The sequence below is a fragment of the bacterium genome, from assembly GCA_023135785.1.
Classification (GTDB): domain Bacteria; phylum CAIJMQ01; class CAIJMQ01; order CAIJMQ01; family CAIJMQ01; genus CAZNJA01.
The window spans coordinates 1-18260 of sequence record JAGLSL010000039.1; the positions used below are offsets into that span (position 1 = coordinate 1).

Genomic DNA, 18260 nt, shown 5'->3' on the forward strand with positions numbered 1-18260 from the left:
TAAGAGCTACCTGCTGAATTAGTTCACCGTCGGTTATTGTTAATGCGCCGTCTATTGTCACAGCATCTGTTTGGAAAGTAACGTTATCATTAGCATCAGTATCTGTTTTGTTGATTTGGATGTTGTTGTAAGTGGATGCGGCGCCAGCTTCAAAGGTGGCGCTTGCCAAACCATCAAAAGTAATTGTTGAGGCGCTGGCGGTAAATGTTCCGTTGTTATCCCAGTTGCCTTCGCAGGTGATTATGCTGTTTGTGCCGTTGAGGGTTGTGCCTGCGGATATGGTTATACCTCCCGTGCCAACATCAAGATTGTTGGCGCCTGTGGTCAGTGTGCCGGATGATTGGACTGAAATGGAATCGGATGTTAACTTGCTTGACATATTGAGGTTTGTTGAAGCATCTGTGATAACTACTGTTCCTATATTCTGTGTGGCTGAATCTGTGAAGGATTGACTTGTCCCTGCGTTAAAGGTAAGCGTTCCTCCTTTGGTATAAGTTGTGCCGCCGTCAATCTGAAAATCGCCTGCGAAATTTTGGCTCTGGCTATTGCAGTCAAAGGCGCCGGCTTGAAGATAGAATTTATTGCTTAAAGTTATGGCGTCTATAAGCTGGACGCTTACGCCGGAATTATTGATAGTTAATTTGTTGAATGATTTGCTGTTTGAGGTAATAGCTTGAGTCCCGCTTGTTCCGTTTAATGTAACTGTCTCAGTGCCTTTTTTATAATCACCTGAATTAACCCAATTTCCACCAACGTTTATATCGAGATTTGCTGTTGAGTTGTCAAACGTTGCGCCTCCGTTAATTGCGAGATTCCCGTTAAGAGTCAAGATATTTGTTAAAGGTAATGTTGTCCCGGCGGATATAGTAAGATTGCCGATTGTAACGGATGCATTTATTGTCTTTGAAGCACCCGACATAGTAAGAGTGTTATTAGTAGTTGTCCCGCCAAAACTTGAGATTACAACATCACCGGAAGAGGTAATTGTATTTACAGCAGTATTACCATAAGTGCCTGTATTGGTAAAATTGCCACATATTATGGAACCTGAGTTGTAAATATATCCGGTTGCTTGATTATCTATGGCATTTGCGCCTGCGGCTATAGAGCCGCCAGCAAAAATTGGTATATAGCCCTTTGTATTTGTAATTGTGCCTTGAGCGGTTAAGGTATTTATGCCTATCGCAATACCCGTGTAAAGGGGACCAGTGGCATTTAAACCATTTATTGTAATTGTTCCAGCAAAGGTGACAGCGTCGCCTAAGGTAATGCGCTCATTTACTGTCCCGCCTTCGCCCAGTGAAACAGCAGGATTGTAAGTAAGTCTGGAGAGTGTGATTCTATTTCCGTTATAGTCAATATCTGTTCCAGTAAATGTAGCGGTTCCAGCTACATCTGCCTGAATTGTGCAGGTATTACTTGAGTTTGTAACCTGAATTACACTTGAATTAGTAAATATTGCGGTGTTATCCAAAGATATAGTTGTTGTAGCAGATGTAGCGTCTAATGTTATGGTTCCACTATTATTGATTGTATTGGCGTTTAAGGTTATACCCGCAACAGCCAATGATTTTGTGACATTAACTGTTGTAGTTCCGGAGATAGTTACTGTCTGCTGTAAGGTATATGTTCCTGCCACAGTAAGATTATAAAATGTTGTACTTGTAGGTGTACCGGATATTGTCTTTGTAGCGCCGTTTAGAATAGTTGCGCCGGAGGCGGTTTGGCTGATTGTTCCGTCGTTTATTATGTCATCAGATACTGTCAAATCATTGCCTGCCATATTAAGGATAGCGCCTGTTTCCACTTGCAAATCACCTGTGCCTTGAACTAATACATTACCGCCCGGGGCGAATGTATCACCCGTATTTATATATAAAGCAAAACCGCTTGTAACGGTTAAGTTTCCGCCGGCGACAGTATATTTGATATCGTCATCTATACCTGAATCTATATGTGCCAAATCGGAATTAGCAATACCGCCGCCTTCATCTCTAACATCTACGGCATTGTAATAAAGATGTAAATCACTGATACTTGCGCCGTTAGAGTTGGCTTTAGTTACTGCGCTTGCTTCATTTGCAAGTCCGTCAAGATAGGCAACTATTACATCACCAGTATCTATTGTGCCGTCAGTTATCGTGTATACACCACTGCCATCTGTATCGTCTGTGTAATGGCTTCTTACCCCAGTGCTTGTATCGTAAATTGCCACTGTGACTGTTACTCCAGCGCCTACGTTTGCGCCGCCGATTGAATTATAGACGGTGCCTGAGACCGTGCTTGCGCCGAATACCCAATTGATATTATTGCCTGAATTAGTTCCGCTGGTTACTGTGATATTAGCTGGTGTTCCGCCTATGCAGGTTTGGTCTTTGACATTTACGTCTGTCATATTGAATGCGCCGCCGCCTTGCCAATTATATTGAGTGCCGTCCGGTAAAGAACGAATCTGAATTAAATCAGAAATTGGCGGATTAAAGGTTATTGTTCCTGTATTAGCGACAGCGCCCGATAATGTTACATTGGCGTTGTCGGTGACATTTGCCCACTTACTTGAAGCATCAGACAAAGTAACCGTCCCTGTTGTAAGAGCTACCTGCTGAATTAGTTCGCCATCGGTTATTGTTAATGCGCCGTCTATTGTTACAGCATCTGTTTGGAAAGTAACGTTATCATTAGCATCAGTATCTGTCTTGTTTATCTGGATGTTGTTGTAAGTGGATGCGGCGCCAGCTTCAAAGGTGGCGTTTGCCAAACCATCAAAAGTAATTGTTGAGGCGGCGGCGGTAAATGTGCCGTTGTTATCCCAGTTGCCTTCCATGTTAATTGTGGTTGCGCCGCTGCAAGTAAGCGTAACTCCTGAGTTAATAGTAAGATTCCCGACAACATCAATGATATATGCGCCTACAGTATAAGTAGCCGGATTGCTGGTTTTTGCTAAAGTCAAAGCCCCTGCCGAAGTGATTGCCTGTAAGGTAGATGATCCTTCGCTGGTAAGCGTAATATCGCCGCTGGTAGTAGTGGAAATTGTTCCCGCATTCTGCGTAATCGTTGAAGAGCCACTGTTCAAATTAAGGTTACCGCCAGTAACGCTGATGTTGTCGTCAATATTAGTTGCTCCTCCATAAATCGAAGTTGAGTCTTCAAAGGTTACCGCATCTATATCCACAGCCAGCGAATCGCCACTTGCTCCGATGGTTAAGGAAGAATAATTAGTGAGCGCGGCTATTTCCGAAGCAATTAAATTGAAGTTTCCGGCGGGAGTGGCGCCGCCAATGCCTTTGGTGCGGGCTTGAGTTTTTGGCTTTAAGATAATTGCTCCGGTAGTAATAATCTGATCGGCAGTGGCGCCTAAGTCTATGGAATCAGCAATCAGGGTAATTGTTCCGTTGCCGGTAGTAATAGACTGGTCATTGGTATCAAGAGCCGTCCCGGTTCCGACATCAATAGATACCGCATTATTAGTTGTGTTGACCGTGTCTTGAAGGGTTAAGCTGATGCCGTTAGTTAGACTAAACCCGCTCGGCGCAGTCACGGCGCCAAGGTTGGTGATGGCGTTAGTCTGGGTGTCTAAATTAAGAGCGCCGTTGGTTAAGTTAGCGGCAAAAGTTTCTGTGGTAACTACGCCGGATTGAGCTAATGCTTGTGTATTCTTAATCGAGAAGCTCTGCCCGGCACAGGAAATCGCCCCAAGAGAGGTAACTACGTTATCCTGAGTAAGGGTAGTTGTTCCTGAGGTATTGGTTAAGACTAAACTGGCGGCAGTCATTACTCCTGTCTGGGTAATCCCTGTGGCAATATTATCTCTTAAAGTAAAAGTATTGCCGCCGCAATTAATCGCGCCTAACACGGAAATCGCATTACCCTGGGTAAGGGTAGTTGAGCCTGAAGTATTGGTTAAGACCAGGGTGTTAGCCAAAATCGATCCCCCCCCTTGGTTTATTGCGCCGCCAGCTATCAACGTAAAGGTGCCGGCAGTGCTTATATTGATAATAAACACTCCGTCTGCGTCGGTAAAGCTTATCGCGCTGCCAGAAAACTGTAGAGCATTTACGTCATTGCTGGCGTTGGTTAAGTTGATGGTTGCGCCGCTTGTTACCATTAATTGATTTGCAATAATTGCCCCGGACTGGGTAACTGCGCTACCGGTTGTTAGCGTAACGTTGCCAACAGTCTCTATTCCGGCAATATCCACTCCGTCAGCGTCGGTAAAACTTATCGTGGTATTAGCAGGCGTTGAACCGTCAGCTTCATATGAATAGAGCGTTACAGTATCCACATCATTAGAGGCATTAGTTAAAGTAATACCTGCACCGCCAGCTTTTTTAGTAGTAACAGTTAAACTTGCGGCGGTAATTGCCCCGGTTTGAGTGATTGTGCCTGTGGCAGTTAAGGTTACATTGAGACTTGTAGCAGTTATTGTTTCAAGCGCCATTGCCCCGCCGTAAATAGTAGTATTTGCTTCAAAGGTAACATTATCTATATCCACAGCCAGCGAATCGCCGCTTGCCCCGATGGTTAAGGAAGAATAGCCAGTGAGTGCGGCGATTTCCGAGGCAATTAAATTGAAGTTTCCTGCAGGAACTGTGCCGCCAATGCCTTTGGTCCTTGCTTGTGTAATGGGCTTTAAGACAATTGCCCCGGTAGTGGAGACTGTATCATTACCAGCAGTTAAAGCAATACTATCGGTAATGAGGGTAATACTGTCCCCGGTAACTCCAGAAATTGCTCCTCCAGAATGAGTAATCGTTTCGGCGGTAATGGAGACATTATCCCCGTCGCTAGCGGAAACAGTTCCGTCGGTAATAGTGAGGTCATTATTGACCGTAATCGCACCACTGGGAAGATTAAAGACGGCGTCTCCGTCTCCCGCGCTATCGGAATCAAACTCTGCATCCCAGCAGGGAAAGATGTTTTTAATAGTGATAGTCCCGGTAGATTTGACAAACTTGGTCGTTCCGGAATCAGTATCGTTAGTTAAAGAAACGGTGGTCTCATCACCGTTAAGCATTAAGGTGCCGGAGTTATTCGCATAGGTTCCGTTAACAGTAAGGTTGTTTCCGTCTAAGGAAAGGATAGCTCCGGAGTTAATGGTGAGATTATTGGTAACAGTAGCATTGCCTAAGACCGGGTCACTGGCAACATTGGCAATAACAACATTATCAGTATCGTTAGGAACATAACCTAAGTCCCAGTTGGCGGCGGTGTCCCAATCGGTATCCGTAGAGCCGTCCCAGGTAACTGTAGAGGCAGAGAAGGTCCAGTTGACAGTGTTTCCGGAGTCCTTACTGGTGGCCGCAGTGATTCCGTTAGTGGCGGTTCCGTAAGCCACATCTACATAAGAAACGCTCTCAGTTCCGGAATCAGTTAGCGTCCAGCCGGCAGTACTTGAGCCATGGAGAGTAATTAAGTTTCCACTGTCTCCTGTTAGAGTTAAGACGCCTCCGGATTCTATCGTCTGTGTCGTTCCATCAGTGAAGGTAAGAGTTTTCCCGGCCGTGGTACAAGTTAGGTTGTGGAAGGTGGTCGAGCCGGTAAAAGTAGCCGTCCCTGCTCCGGATAAAACTACCTCTTCAGAATCATTAGTATAAGTACCCCCATTTGCCCAGTTGCCGGTTACCGTAATTGTCGGACTGCCACTTACCGTGATGGAAGAACTGCCGTTGAGGTTAAGATTTGCGCAATTAAGGTCGTTACCTAAAAATGTTTCTCCTGAGCCACTACTTTTTATGAAATCACCGCAAGTTATTGTATTATTCGTAGTAAAAGTAGGAACGTTCGCCCATCTGCCTGTAGTGAAAGTTCCATCAATATTAATTGTCCGCAAAGTAGAAGCAGCAGCAGCATTTATAGATAGAGCACGGGTATTCCCGTCGGTGACAATACTTGAACCACTATTCATAATAAAAGCGCTCGTACCACCAGTACCAGTAAAAGTAACATCCCCGGTTAGAGTAATCACCGCGTTTGTAGCAATAGTAATATTTCCCGAGTCTGAATAAATACCGGAGTAATTACCTGTATTGTAAGTTACATCAGAAAACGCTTTCTGGGCGCCCGCAAAAAACACGATTAGCGCCAGTGTGATTATAAGGGCTGATTTTGGGAAATTTCTTATCTGATATGCTAATTCATCTGTTTTCTTCCAAACGAACAACTTTTTATATCCTACTTTGTCCACTTATTCCTCCGCTGACAATTCAATAATTATCAGTCTTTAGTAGCTGGCAACTTTTTTTTAGTTCTACGCCCTCTATTCCCACCTCCGAGGTGGGAATAGAGGAACTTCAAGATTGTTCCACTGTTAGATCCTTTATCTTTGCAAGTTCTCTCTGATAAGGAATTCTACCTTCAACAAATTTTCTATACGACGAGTCTGGCTCAATATCTAAAATATCATCGTACCTACAAATCTTAGCTTTAGTTTCCAATAAATACTCTTTATAGGAAGACCATAGCCATTCTTCTGGTTTATTAACCAGATATGCAGTCGCAGGGTTTAGGTGTATGTATCTTGTTAAATGAAGTAGCTGTTCATCGGTTTCAACCAATATATTTTTAAATTTCCCTTCCCATAAAGGACCTTTCCTTTTATGTTTGGTGTTAAAATACCGTGTATAACTGTTAAGGATATTACCCATAAAAATAGATATTCCATTCTTTTTTAATTGCTTAAGGATTAAATGGATATGGGTGGGCATAAGACAATAGGTAATTATTTCTATGAGTTTGTCTCTCTCGGGAACGGAAATATCTATATTGGGATAATTCTGTTTAACTTCAGCTAATTTAATAAAGTCAGAAAATTTAATCGCTGGTTTTGCCTTTTGGTAATAACGAATCACATTTATCATTCTTGTGAATTCAGAATCATTATTAAATATTATATACTCCGCAATGCTTTTATTGAAGATATGATAATGCTCCCCAACTACCAGTAAGTCGTTTCTCATATAGCGTCCTATTCCTAAATCCCACCTCCGAGGTGGGATTTGGGGGTTAGGAAAATCTTGTTTTTAGTTTTGGTCGGGGCGAGTGGATTCGAACCACCGACATCCTGCTCCCAAAGCAGGCGCGCTAACCGGGCTGCGCTACGCCCCGATATTAAATTAAAGTCAAAAGTCAAAACTACAATTAAAAACTCAAAACTAAAACGTTTTTGCTCGTATCTAACTGCTTCACTGCGTGTTGCAAATTCTTTGCTGTAAACAAGCTCTCGAATGCTTTCGGGATGCTACGCCCCGTTCTCAATTTAAATATAAAAAATAATTTTAAAAACAATCAATAACCAATAGTCAAACCAATACCTATAGCCCACCTACGAGGTGGTGAAGGGTCATCCCACAAAATCCAATTTGCCTTTTACTTTTCCCACTTTGAAGGAACAAGTTGGCATATATCACATAAATACAATACGCTATATTATACCAAAATAATATGTTCGCAAGATATGACCTTTGCTAATTGGGTCATTTCTTACTCACTGCCAAGTTAAAAGCGTTAAAATAATTTTGCCATAGGGCATCGGTTTGGTTATATTGATTGTCGCCGTAGATATAATCAACCCACATCTCTCGGCAACGCAGAATCTCTTTGAGCCGTTTTTTGTTTTTGGGGTCCATTGTAGTTAAGTCAAAGAGTTCCAATGAACGCTCAAACGCTTTTTGCGAATAGTCTTTGTTTTTGTCCCGCCAGGAAATAGTTCTGAATATTTCGCTGCCGATATTTGCCATCTGTTCAAGGATAGAAAATTCAAGCCATCTGCCGTTAGCTAAATTTTTATGGATAAGATTCATTCTTTAATAAGTTTATTGACGATTTCGATTATTTTTTTTTGTATCTCGGGATTATCGACGCCTCTGCTGTGATTACCAAACGATGGTCGCAGATTAATCATAGAATCAAACTCTATCATTTGTTCTTTTGGCAAATCGGGGTAAATGTTAATACCCCACAAATTTTCTTGTGCGGATCCTTTTTCTAACAAGAGTGCTTCTTGGTCGGCATGCAAATCCGCATCAACTGCCATTATTTCTTTCTTGATATCAACGACAGCTTTAAGCAGATTACCAAACACCCTTTCGGACATTTGTTTAAGTTCAGATAAAGAAATTTGCTCTGTTATGATTTTCATAGCTATTAATCCGAATAGCGAGTTTATCCTTTAATTTTCCCTCGCTCTCTATCATTTTGTTCTATACTTAAAGAGAAATTAGACTTTGCGAAGGATTTTATCGCAAAGAAGAATTTACTGCAAGCGAGGGCGGATAGGAAAAAGTTGCTCCGATGTTACATCTAATCTAGGGCATAAAATTTCTCAATGACTAAAGTTTTTGCCTCGCCATTGTTTTGTGGTGGGCGAATGACGAATTAATGGATACAATTCCCAAATGTCCCAATTTCCAATGTTGGATATTGACTTTTTGGGATTTCATTCGTCATTTACTATTCTCTGTAGTTGCTGATTTTATCAGCTTTTTAAAAGCGCCCATAAATGGGCAACTACAATATTTTCAAGAAATACATTGAAATATATTGTCTTTATCATTAGTTTTTTGAAGTTATAGTATGTAATTTTTTTTAGTTTTCAATCCTTTAACAACATATATCTATTGTATTTCTACCGTATATCCACGTATATCTATTTATCTCTACTGCATTTCTATCGCATATCTTTTTTTAATCATGCCGATAAATCGGCAACTACAATTTGATGGGCAGCTGCATAATTTAAAGAGTAGTTGTAAAATTTTCGTTTTAAGTAATCAACTTATTATTTATGCTTTTGATTTTATTACTGTGAAATTAAATTTCTTGAAATAGAAAAATTGAATGGTATAATACAAGTCAGGAAATTTAACAAGATGAAAGAAAAACAGAAGTTAGGTGAAATTCTTGTAAACCGTAGACTCATCACCTCCGAACAACTCAAGGAAGCGCTTGAAATCCAATCGGAAATAGAAGACAGTTATGTCCAGGCGTTATTCATAGACCGAGATATTATCAACGTAAAAAATATCAAGAAAGCCCAAGAAGAAAGCAAAAAACAAAACAAAAAACTGCAGGAAGTAATATTGGAAATGAAGTTGGCTTCTGTCCGGGATGTGGAAGAAGTTTTTTCGTTGATAAGAAAGTCCCCGTTTATCTTTTTATCCGAACATAGCAAAGAGATTGAAAAGGAAATAGTAAGGCTTGTGCCTGAAAAACTGGCGCGACATTTTTGTGTTATTGCCATTTCGCATGAGGGCTCTTATATCAATTTGGTAATGTCCGACCCTGCAAATATAGTTGCTATAGATAATATACGCAGTAACACGGGATACGAAATAATTCCGTTGTTATCGACAAAAAAAGAAATAAACGATGCCATTGAAAAATATTATGGGGAAAGCGATATGGCAAGTAGTATCCCCGATTTAAAAGATATAAGTTTTTCTACTGAGGCCGAAGCAGCCAAAGAACAAGAAAATATAGATTTGGCTCAATTAAAAGTTCAAGTTAAAGACCCGCCCGTTGTCAGATATGTTAATTCTATTCTTTTAAAAGCAATTGAGGAAAAAGCCAGTGATATACATTTGGAAGCTGCGGAAACGGAAGTTTTTGTCCGTAACCGTGTGGACGGTGTTTTGAGAAACCTGCCTCCTCCTCCAAAGAAAACATATCCTGCAATTGTTTCTCGTATAAAAATTATTTCCAATCTGGATATTGCCGAAAGAAGACTTCCTCAAGATGGCAGGACTAAAGCAAAAATAGGCTCGAAAGAAGTCGACATTCGTGTTTCAATTATTCCTACTATTTATGGCGAAAAAGTAGTAATGCGATTATTGGATAAAACTACTATGTTGATGGGTCTTGAAGAATTGGGTTTTGACAAGATTGAATTGGGAAAATTCAAAGACGCAGTATCTTCTCCGTATGGAATGGTTCTTCTTACCGGTCCTACAGGAAGTGGAAAATCAACTACACTTTACGGGGCTTTGAACTATATAAATTCTCCCGAAAAAAATATTATTACGGTAGAAGACCCGGTGGAATATGAATTGCGGGGTATAAATCAGATTCAAGTAAGGTCACACATCGGACTTACTTTCGCCAGTTGTTTAAGAACTATTTTAAGACAGGATCCCGATGTTATCATGGTAGGGGAAATTAGAGACAAGGAAACCGCAGAGATTTCGATACAGTCGTCTCTTACAGGACATATGGTTTTTTCCACTCTTCATACAAATGATGCAGTTTCTGTAATTACGAGATTGGCGTATATGGGCATAGAGCCTTTTTTAATTTCGTCGGCTTTAAGATTGAGTATTGCCCAGAGGTTAGTCAGAAGGATTTGCCCAAAATGTAAAGTGCCCGAGAAAATATCGGAAGAAGTTCTTAAAAGAATAGCCGATGATGTTAATGTGAAGGGCAAGGATGTAACATTTTATAAAGGAGAAGGATGCCCGGATTGTAATAATAAAGGGTATAAAGGTAGAGTAGGGCTATATGAATTGTTCCAGATTACCCCCGAAGTGAGAAAAGCTATTAATGACGGTAAATCCGAAGAAGAAATAAAAATCATAGCAAAAGAACAACAAAAAATGGTTACATTAAGAGAAGCTGGCATTAAAAAAGCTCTTGCAGGTATAACTTCATTGGAAGAAGTTTTAACTTCTACGCTAACTTATGAATGATAAGGCAGAAGACAGACGACAGAGGACAGAAAGGAAATACGTGGTAGACAGACAATGTATTTCCCTGCCCGTTGCAGGCGGGAATATATTACCATGTTATTTCGATTATATTTCTATCTTGTTTTTTAATTTCTGATATCTGTCATCTGAGCTCTGGGTACTAATATGCCAACATTTAATTATTCCACAAAAGATGCGGCAGGTAAAAAAGTGAACGGGACGATTGAATCAGCGTCTTCCTACGAAGTAGTGCGTTTATTAAGAGGAAAAGGGCTTACAGTAATATCTGTTGGGGCGAAAGGAAAAGAACAACCAAAAGCAAACCGGCAGAAAGCTAAATATGGAAAAGTTAAATTAGGCCAATTATCGGTTTTTTACAGACAACTTGCCACGATGCTGGACGCGGGCGTTCCGATAGTAACTGCTATAAAAGACCTTTCCGACCAATCCGAAAGTATAAATTTAAGCGCAATTGTAGCGAATATAGCAAGTCAGATAGAGGGTGGAAACAGCTTTTCTGAAGCTTTAAAAAAATATCCCGACACTTTTTCTTCTTTAGTTATAAATATGGCGGCTACAGGAGAAGAATCAGGAAATTTGCCAAAAGTTATGGCTGAACTTGCTTCTTATACAGAAGACCAAGTCGCTTTAATAAAACAGGTTCAAGGAGCCATTGCTTATCCTGCGTTTATTGCCTCATTTTTTGTTATCTGTGTTGGCATCGTAGTTTTTATCTTAATCCCCAAGTTCAAAGATATTTTTGCTTCGTTTGGAGCTACCCTTCCTCCTATTACCAGTATGGTTCTGGGGTTTTCCGAATTTATGATAAGAAATATACCTTACGAAATTGTGTTTGTAGGCGCGTCTATTTTTTCCATATTGGCTTTTGGTAAGACTGATAAAGGTAAACATGTATATGCTAATGTGAAAATAAAAGCGCCTCTTTTTGGAAAACTTTTTCACAAAGTTATTTTAAGCAGATTTTGCCGTTCGTTAGCTACGCTATTAGACGGCGGTGTTGCCGTAATATATTCTTTAACTATCGCTTCTAAAGCGGCTGGGAGTATTTTGCTGGAAGATTTTATCCAACGAGCCATTTCCGGGATAGAAAAGGGTTCTACTATGTCGGATGAATTGGCAAAAAGTTTTCTTTTCCCCAAAATGATGGTGAAGATGGTTCAGGTGGGCGAGAATTCAGGGACTGTTCCGCAAATGCTTACACGCCTTTCAGGATTCTACGGCGAAGAGGTAAAAGTCGCGGTAGCGGCTCTTACCTCTATAATAGAGCCATTGCTCATTGTTTTGTTGGGTGTAGTGGTGGGTGTCGTCGTAGTCGCAATCTATTTCCCTATATTCACACTTGCTTCAGGCATGAAGTAATGAGATACATAGACATACAGTAGATATAAATGGAAATACATAGAAATACAGTAGATATACAATGGATATATGTTGTTAAAGGATTGAAAACTAAGAAAATTACATACTATAACTTCAAAAAACTAATGATACAGACAATTTATTTCAACATATTTCTATCTATTTCAATTATATTTCTATATCACTTAAACAATGGGCAACTACAGAGAAAATAGATATACAGTAGATATAAATGGATATACATGGAAATAATAAAAATCAAAAAATAGATATACAGTTGAAATATATACCTGCCCGCTTTAAGACAGGCGGAGATATCTCTCTAACGAGTAAAATATAGTGTAGAAATAATATCAGAATTTCACTTTCCCATCCCTAAATTTTATGAATACCAACATAGAAACTTGCGCTCGGTGGTATAATAACAGTCGGGATAAGCAAATGAATAGAAAGAACAGAAAAAGAGGTGTTACGCTTGTAGAAGTGATGGTTGCTATCATTATCTTTGTAATTGTGATGGTAGGCGGATTTGTGTTCTTTTTTTATGGCAGAGTTCATATTGTTCATTCCAATCATCAGAGAATGGCTTTGGAGTTGACAAAAGGAAAGGTAGAATTATGGAAATCGTCTGGTTATCTCTCTATACCGGACACGCAAAATGAAGCTACTATATCTCTTGGGGGTATCCAATTTAACAGAAGTACCTCTTCAGTAGATATAGGTGGTGTATATAGAGAACTAACAGTCACGACAAGTTGGCAGGAAAGAGGCAATGCCTATAACGTCCAACTTACTACTATCATAGCAGGAGATTAAAAGATGAATATCTATAGCAATTTTAATGTTTTTGTGAAGAGGCAAGAAAATATTAAAAGTAAAACTTTGTTTGGTTTGAAGAATAAGTCTATATCAGGCAGAACGGGGTTTACCTTAGTAGAGATGATGGTTGCAGTGATTATCCTTTCAATATTTATCGTTGCTGTCGGGATGATGTTGAGTAGTTCATGGAGATTTTGGAATGACGGTTGGCAACAGGTAATATTGCAAAGAGATGCGTCTTATGCATTTGCGAGTGTAGAAAAAGTTGTGCGAAGCGGGAGTAGCGCAACTATTTTAGATGGAGGTACGGGCTTAGAGGTAATAAAAGATGGGACATCGGGATGGACTAAAAATTTTCAATCAGGCGGAGGTGTTCTCCAATTAGTTGAAGGCAGTCAGACAAAAGATATCATAAGTAGAGTGCAGAGTATAAATTTTTCAATTTCAGGAAATACTGTATTGGTTACACTAACGCTAACCGATGGTAGTTCTGTCGTGGATTTTAGGACGACCATTTTTTTAAGGAATGTATCATGAGAAAAAAATATTTTTTGAAAAATAGAGGTATGGCTATTATTGTAGTAATGGTCTTTACTGTTATCCTGCTTATTTTAGGAGTAGCTTTTTTGAAAGTAGCTACTTTAGAACGTTTTTCTTCTAATGAAAGCTTGAATTTAAATCAAGCCTTTTATTTGGCAGAAGCAGGATTGGAAAGAGGAAAGGAATGGCTTAATTCGACAAGTACGTCTCCAACTTCTTCTATTGACCCGTTTAGTGGCATCCAGTCATATGGCGGGGGAACTTATCAGGTAACAATTGCTCCTCTTGCAACTAATCAGTACGAGGTATCTTCTACGGGTAAGTTTGGTAATCCAACGATAGCCAAGACATTAAATATTATAATGCAGATTCAGTCTATTTTTGTATATGCTGTTTTTGGCGATGAGAACATAAGTTTAAGAGGCAATGCTAGAATTGACAGTTATGATTCAGAAAACGGTAATTATGGCGGAGGAAATGTAAATTCGGATGGAAACGTTGGAACTAATGCTATCGCTACAGTTGACCCTTATTCTATTTATTTAAGCAACAATGCACAGATAAACGGTAATGCTACGATTGGTCCGGGTGGTGAGACTGATGATGCTATTGAGATTAGGAATAATTCCGAGATAACGGGCACGCAATCGTCTGCAAATAGTCCGCAAGACCTGCCAGAGGTAATAGCTCCTACCGGGCTTACAGACCAAGGTTCAATTACTTTAACCGGAAATAGCAATTTAACTCTAAATACTAGCGGCGAATATTCTTCTATACAATTGAACAGTAATTCTCATTTAACTTTGGATGGAGACCTGACAATATATATAACCGGAACGCTTTCGTTAAATAGTAACAGTCAAGTAATAATTACAGAAGGCTCTGATGTTACTATATATCTTGCTGGTTCTTTTTCGCAATCAAGCAATTCCCAGATTAACAATTTGTCAGAAGACCCTACCACGCTTTCCATTTATGGAACTGATGCCCTTACATCTGTTAATTGGGCGTCAAATAGTGATTTTTATGGCGCATTTTATGCGCCTAATGCAGATGTAGAAATACACAGTAATGCTGAAATATATGGCTCTATTATTGCTAATACGGTAGATTTAGCGTCAAATGCAAGAGTCCATTATGATGAAGCATTGGCTGATGAGACGGATTCTATTGGAAGCGGTTACAAAATGATTTCATGGGAAGAAGAACCGGCTATATGGGAATAAAAAGGAGATGATATGAAACCCACTTTCCCACCTCGGAGGTGGGAAAGGTTAGGAGTAGAATTATTTGACTTTTAACATAGGAGGAAGAAAAATGAAAAAACAATTTGAATTTTCAAAGGTTGTTATGAGATTAATAGGAAATTCTGGGATGGCGTTAGCGACGGTAATGATTTTTACTGTTATTCTTCTTATGCTTGGAGCAGCATTCTTAAAGTTAGCTATGGACGAACGCATATTAGCTGGCAAGGGTTTAGGTGTGAATAAAGCGTTTTTTTTAGCAGAAGCGGGGTTAGACAGAGGGAAATCATGGCTAAAAACAGAGAGCTCTTCCCCAATTTCTCCTGTAGATCCATTTGGTGGCATCCAGTCATATGGCGGGGGAACTTATCAAGTAACAGTTTCTCCTATTATTTCAAACAGCCAATATGAAGTTTCTTCTACTGGAAGATTTGGCAATCCAGCTGTGTCCAAAACATTAAATATAGTCATGGAGGTTCAGTCTATTTTTATATATGCTGCTTTTGGAGACGAAGACATAACTATGAAATCTAATACTTATACTGACAGTTACAACTCGCAGGACGGATTGTATGGGGGAGCAAATATAGGGTTAAACGGAGATATAGGGACGAATGCTATTACTACTGCTCCTGATTACGCTATTTCAATAAGTGATAATGCATGGGTTCGTGGTGACGCAATTATTGGTCCCGGCGGTGATATTGATTCGGCTATTTCCATAACAGATACGGGGTTAATAGTTGGCGACATCTCTGTTTCTCCTAGTGTGCAAGAATTACCTCCTGTCGTAGCCCCTACTGGTTTAACTGATATGGGTGCTATAGATTTAGATGGAAATTTAACAATAAATACTAGCGGACAATATTCCTCAATAAATCTCGACAATGCTTCTATTTTAACGTTGGATGGGGATCTTATTCTTTATGTAACCAGCGACTTAAGATTAAATAATAATAGTCAATTAGTGGTTACTTCGGATTCTACAATAACCATCTATCTTGACGGTGATTTTTATCAAGAAAGCAATACAGCAGTTAATAATGTAACAAAAGACCCAACTAAACTTACTATTTATGGTACAGCTACAGCAGATGATGTAATATGGTATTCTAATAGTGAATTTTATGGCGCTATTTATGCGCCTAATGCTGATATATTGATTAATAGTAATGCTGAAATATATGGTTCTATTATTGGCAATACAGTAACATTAGATTCAAATACACGAATTCATTATGATGAAGCGTTAGCTACTACCACAGGATGGGGACCTGGAAGTCATTATGTAGTTATTTCCTGGGAAGAAGAACCTGCTGTATGGGAATAAAACGGGAGATTTAAAATAACAAATATAATTTACTTGTTATTCAATAGAGATGTGCTACAATAAACTCCAATATGTTTAACGTTAGTAAAAACTTAGTAGGATTGGATATTGGTTCTTCTACTATAAAACTATTAGAATTAAGCAAAGATTCTAATGGAATAAAAATTTTATCTGCCGGTTTAGTCGATAATCCTATCAAAGATTGGAAAGAAAAAAATATTCCCGAAGCAGAAGATGCTATAGCCGAATCTATCAGAGACGCCTATGGAAAATTCAACATAAAAAATAAATCCGTTGCTATAGCTTTGGGAACTTCGGATGTTATCTTTGATTATCTAAAATTTCCTGTTCTTAATGAAAAAGAATTGGCAAATGCGGTAAAGTTGGAAGCCGAACAACGAATTTCTTCGGATATAAATGAGGTGAGCATTGATTATAAAAGGATGGGAGTAAAAGACGGCAATGGGCAGGAAAATATTCTATTGGTAGCCGTTCCCAAAGATATAACCCGCAAAAAAGTTGACATTGCTGAAAAGGCCGGATTAGACTCGTTGGTTATGGATGCTGAGCCTCTTGCCCTTTTGAATTGTCTTATAGTTTTAGCAGATGATTCCAGAAAAGAAAATGAGAGCATAGGTATATTAAATATAGGTTCAAACATTACCAATCTTAGCATAATATCAAAAGATAATTTCCCTACGATAAGAAATATAAATTTTGGAGGGGAAAAGTTCAGCAATTTTATTGCCAAAGAGACCAAACTTTCTTTTAAAGAGGCGGAGCACTTAAAAAAAGAACCGGAAAAATTGAAGCGCAAAGGCATAGATGTTTTTCAGATGTTCGAAAAGCAAACTATTTCATTAATAAACGAAGTAGCCAGTTCGATAGAATATACTCATAAAAGAACAGGCGAAGCAGAAGCAGATAAAGATAAAACAGCACCATTCCCTCGCATTAAAAAAATGTTTCTTACGGGAGGTGGAGCTCTTCTCCCGGGAATGGATAGTTTTTTATCTAAAAATTTGGGCATAGAAGTGGTAAAATGGAATCCACTCGAGAAACTTCAGCTAAGTAGTTCCATAGACGATTCTTTAAAAGACAATGGTTATTTATTCCCGATAGCTATTGGGTTAGGGATGAGAATAGCATGATTTTCGAGATAAATCTTTTAAAAGACAGAGTAAGATTGCAAAAGAGAAAGAGTTTTCTAAGAGCAATCATGTATGTGGAATTATCTTTATTCCTTCTTACTTTTATTATTCTTGGTTCATATCGTATGACTCTGTATTATAAACTCGAAACTACTCAAAGAAAACTGACTATGTTGAATGAAGATGTTATATTCCTTTCTAAAGAAGGCGCAACGCTTGGAAACTTGAGAGAGATAAACAAGAAATACGCGGAAATAACTGCACAACTATCCACAATAAACGAATTAACAGAAAATAGAATTCTCATTTCTCACAAATTTAAAGGTCTTTCCGCAATTATACCCGATAATGTCTGGATTTATAGATTTAATATTGCTGAGGAATCTATACGGAAGAAGGGTAAAAAAGATTTAAAAAAAACAAAAGTGCTATATTTGTTCGGTTTTGTAATGGCTGAGAGGGAAGAAGCTTTTGTAAGGATTCAATCTTTTATAAGAGACTTGGAGAACGAACCGCTCTTTGCAAGAGATATAGAAAGCATCAAACTTTCTTCTATTTCCAAGCCCCTATCGGAATCTTTGGAAAACGTTATGGAGTTTAAGATCGCATGTCAGATTTTAAAATAATAAAAACACATATTAGGCACATAATGGGTTGTGGATTGTTAATATATATCTTTGCCGTAGTATGTTTTTATTTTTCCGCAATAATGCCTATAAAGAAGCAACTTGGTTTCATGGAGCAAAAGACAACGGGGTTAGAACAAACGGTTGAACAATTGAAGAGTGAATATGTAACAAAATGGGAGCAGGAAAAGGAAGAAATTTTTAAAATTATTGACTTATTCCAACAAAAAGAATACGAGAAGAATGCTGTTTTGTCTAAGTTCTTCCAGATAAGCCGTGATTTTGGTGTAGACGTAGAAAAAACTGAACCATTGGGAGAAGAAGATTTTGGAGACACGATAGCTAAATATTCCTGGAAAATTAGTTGTTATGCCGATTATCCCGCGTTAGGAGCGTTCTTTAACGAGATAGAAAAAAGCCCCTTGTTTTTGTGCGTAGAGTCTCCTACTATTTTATCGAAAGCAGAGAGGCTGACTAAAAAACATAAAGCC

General features: G+C 39.0%; 13 protein-coding genes and 1 tRNA gene. 9 read left to right on the plus strand and 5 right to left on the minus strand.

Translation table 11 applies throughout. The annotated features are described in order from the left end of the window. The 5 genes from KAS42_03475 to KAS42_03495 all read right to left on the minus strand — a co-directional run. The coding region (locus KAS42_03475) for a hypothetical protein (GenBank protein MCK4905286.1) at positions 1–6184 on the minus strand (6184 nt) is incomplete at its 3' end. 106 nt (positions 6185–6290) lie between these two features. Beyond that, complete coding sequence (locus KAS42_03480) at positions 6291–6956, minus strand: transposase (protein ID MCK4905287.1); 666 nt, start codon at positions 6954–6956, stop codon at positions 6291–6293. A gap of 70 nt (positions 6957–7026) precedes the next feature. Beyond that, a tRNA-Pro gene (locus KAS42_03485) sits at positions 7027–7104 on the minus strand. 368 nt (positions 7105–7472) lie between these two features. Continuing rightward, positions 7473–7799 carry a hypothetical protein gene (locus KAS42_03490; GenBank protein ID MCK4905288.1) on the minus strand — a complete coding sequence of 109 codons (327 nt, stop codon included), beginning with the start codon at positions 7797–7799 and terminating at the stop codon, positions 7473–7475. After that, complete coding sequence (locus KAS42_03495; GenBank protein ID MCK4905289.1) at positions 7796–8137, minus strand: hypothetical protein; 342 nt, start codon at positions 8135–8137, stop codon at positions 7796–7798. The genes KAS42_03490 and KAS42_03495 overlap by 4 nt, the downstream gene beginning before the upstream one ends. Positions 8138–8867: 730 nt before the next feature. Between KAS42_03495 and tadA the strand changes: the two genes are divergently transcribed. The 9 genes from tadA to KAS42_03540 form a co-directional block, all read left to right on the plus strand. Then, a complete protein-coding gene (tadA, locus tag KAS42_03500) occupies positions 8868–10679 on the plus strand; it encodes a Flp pilus assembly complex ATPase component TadA (protein ID MCK4905290.1) in 1812 nt (603 codons plus the stop codon). Positions 10680–10844: 165 nt separating this feature from the next. Further along, positions 10845–12059, plus strand: a complete 1215-nt coding sequence (locus KAS42_03505; GenBank protein ID MCK4905291.1) for a type II secretion system F family protein — start codon at positions 10845–10847, stop codon at positions 12057–12059. A gap of 441 nt (positions 12060–12500) precedes the next feature. Continuing rightward, positions 12501–12875, plus strand: a complete 375-nt coding sequence (locus KAS42_03510; protein ID MCK4905292.1) for a prepilin-type N-terminal cleavage/methylation domain-containing protein — start codon at positions 12501–12503, stop codon at positions 12873–12875. A 3-nt stretch (positions 12876–12878) separates the two neighbouring features. Continuing rightward, positions 12879–13415, plus strand: a complete 537-nt coding sequence (locus KAS42_03515; protein ID MCK4905293.1) for a prepilin-type N-terminal cleavage/methylation domain-containing protein — start codon at positions 12879–12881, stop codon at positions 13413–13415. Continuing rightward, a complete protein-coding gene (locus KAS42_03520) occupies positions 13412–14644 on the plus strand; it encodes a hypothetical protein (protein MCK4905294.1) in 1233 nt (410 codons plus the stop codon). Before KAS42_03515 ends, KAS42_03520 begins: the two co-directional genes overlap by 4 nt. A 91-nt stretch (positions 14645–14735) precedes the next feature. Beyond that, a complete protein-coding gene (locus tag KAS42_03525) occupies positions 14736–15992 on the plus strand; it encodes a hypothetical protein (GenBank protein MCK4905295.1) in 1257 nt (418 codons plus the stop codon). A gap of 71 nt (positions 15993–16063) precedes the next feature. Next, positions 16064–17143, plus strand: coding sequence for a type IV pilus assembly protein PilM (gene pilM, locus KAS42_03530; GenBank protein MCK4905296.1), 1080 nt, complete (start codon positions 16064–16066; stop codon positions 17141–17143). Then, positions 17140–17769, plus strand: coding sequence for a hypothetical protein (locus KAS42_03535; protein MCK4905297.1), 630 nt, complete (start codon positions 17140–17142; stop codon positions 17767–17769). Before pilM ends, KAS42_03535 begins: the two co-directional genes overlap by 4 nt. Beyond that, positions 17751–18260 (plus strand): hypothetical protein (locus KAS42_03540; protein MCK4905298.1); only part of this gene is annotated, 510 nt, incomplete at its 3' end. The genes KAS42_03535 and KAS42_03540, both read left to right, overlap by 19 nt.

What these genes read in the sequence shown, in the direction of transcription:
- KAS42_03480 (MCK4905287.1), bottom strand. Translation starts at nt 6,956, where the DNA reads ATGAGAAACGACTTACTGGTAGTTGGGGAGCATTATCATATCTTCAAT.
- KAS42_03490 (MCK4905288.1), bottom strand. Translation starts at nt 7,799, where the DNA reads ATGAATCTTATCCATAAAAATTTAGCTAACGGCAGATGGCTTGAATTT.
- KAS42_03495 (MCK4905289.1), bottom strand. Translation starts at nt 8,137, where the DNA reads ATGAAAATCATAACAGAGCAAATTTCTTTATCTGAACTTAAACAAATG.
- tadA (MCK4905290.1), top strand. Translation starts at nt 8,868, where the DNA reads ATGAAAGAAAAACAGAAGTTAGGTGAAATTCTTGTAAACCGTAGACTC.
- KAS42_03505 (MCK4905291.1), top strand. Translation starts at nt 10,845, where the DNA reads ATGCCAACATTTAATTATTCCACAAAAGATGCGGCAGGTAAAAAAGTG.
- KAS42_03510 (MCK4905292.1), top strand. Translation starts at nt 12,501, where the DNA reads ATGAATAGAAAGAACAGAAAAAGAGGTGTTACGCTTGTAGAAGTGATG.
- KAS42_03515 (MCK4905293.1), top strand. Translation starts at nt 12,879, where the DNA reads ATGAATATCTATAGCAATTTTAATGTTTTTGTGAAGAGGCAAGAAAAT.
- KAS42_03520 (MCK4905294.1), top strand. Translation starts at nt 13,412, where the DNA reads ATGAGAAAAAAATATTTTTTGAAAAATAGAGGTATGGCTATTATTGTA.
- KAS42_03525 (MCK4905295.1), top strand. Translation starts at nt 14,736, where the DNA reads ATGAAAAAACAATTTGAATTTTCAAAGGTTGTTATGAGATTAATAGGA.
- pilM (MCK4905296.1), top strand. Translation starts at nt 16,064, where the DNA reads ATGTTTAACGTTAGTAAAAACTTAGTAGGATTGGATATTGGTTCTTCT.
- KAS42_03535 (MCK4905297.1), top strand. Translation starts at nt 17,140, where the DNA reads ATGATTTTCGAGATAAATCTTTTAAAAGACAGAGTAAGATTGCAAAAG.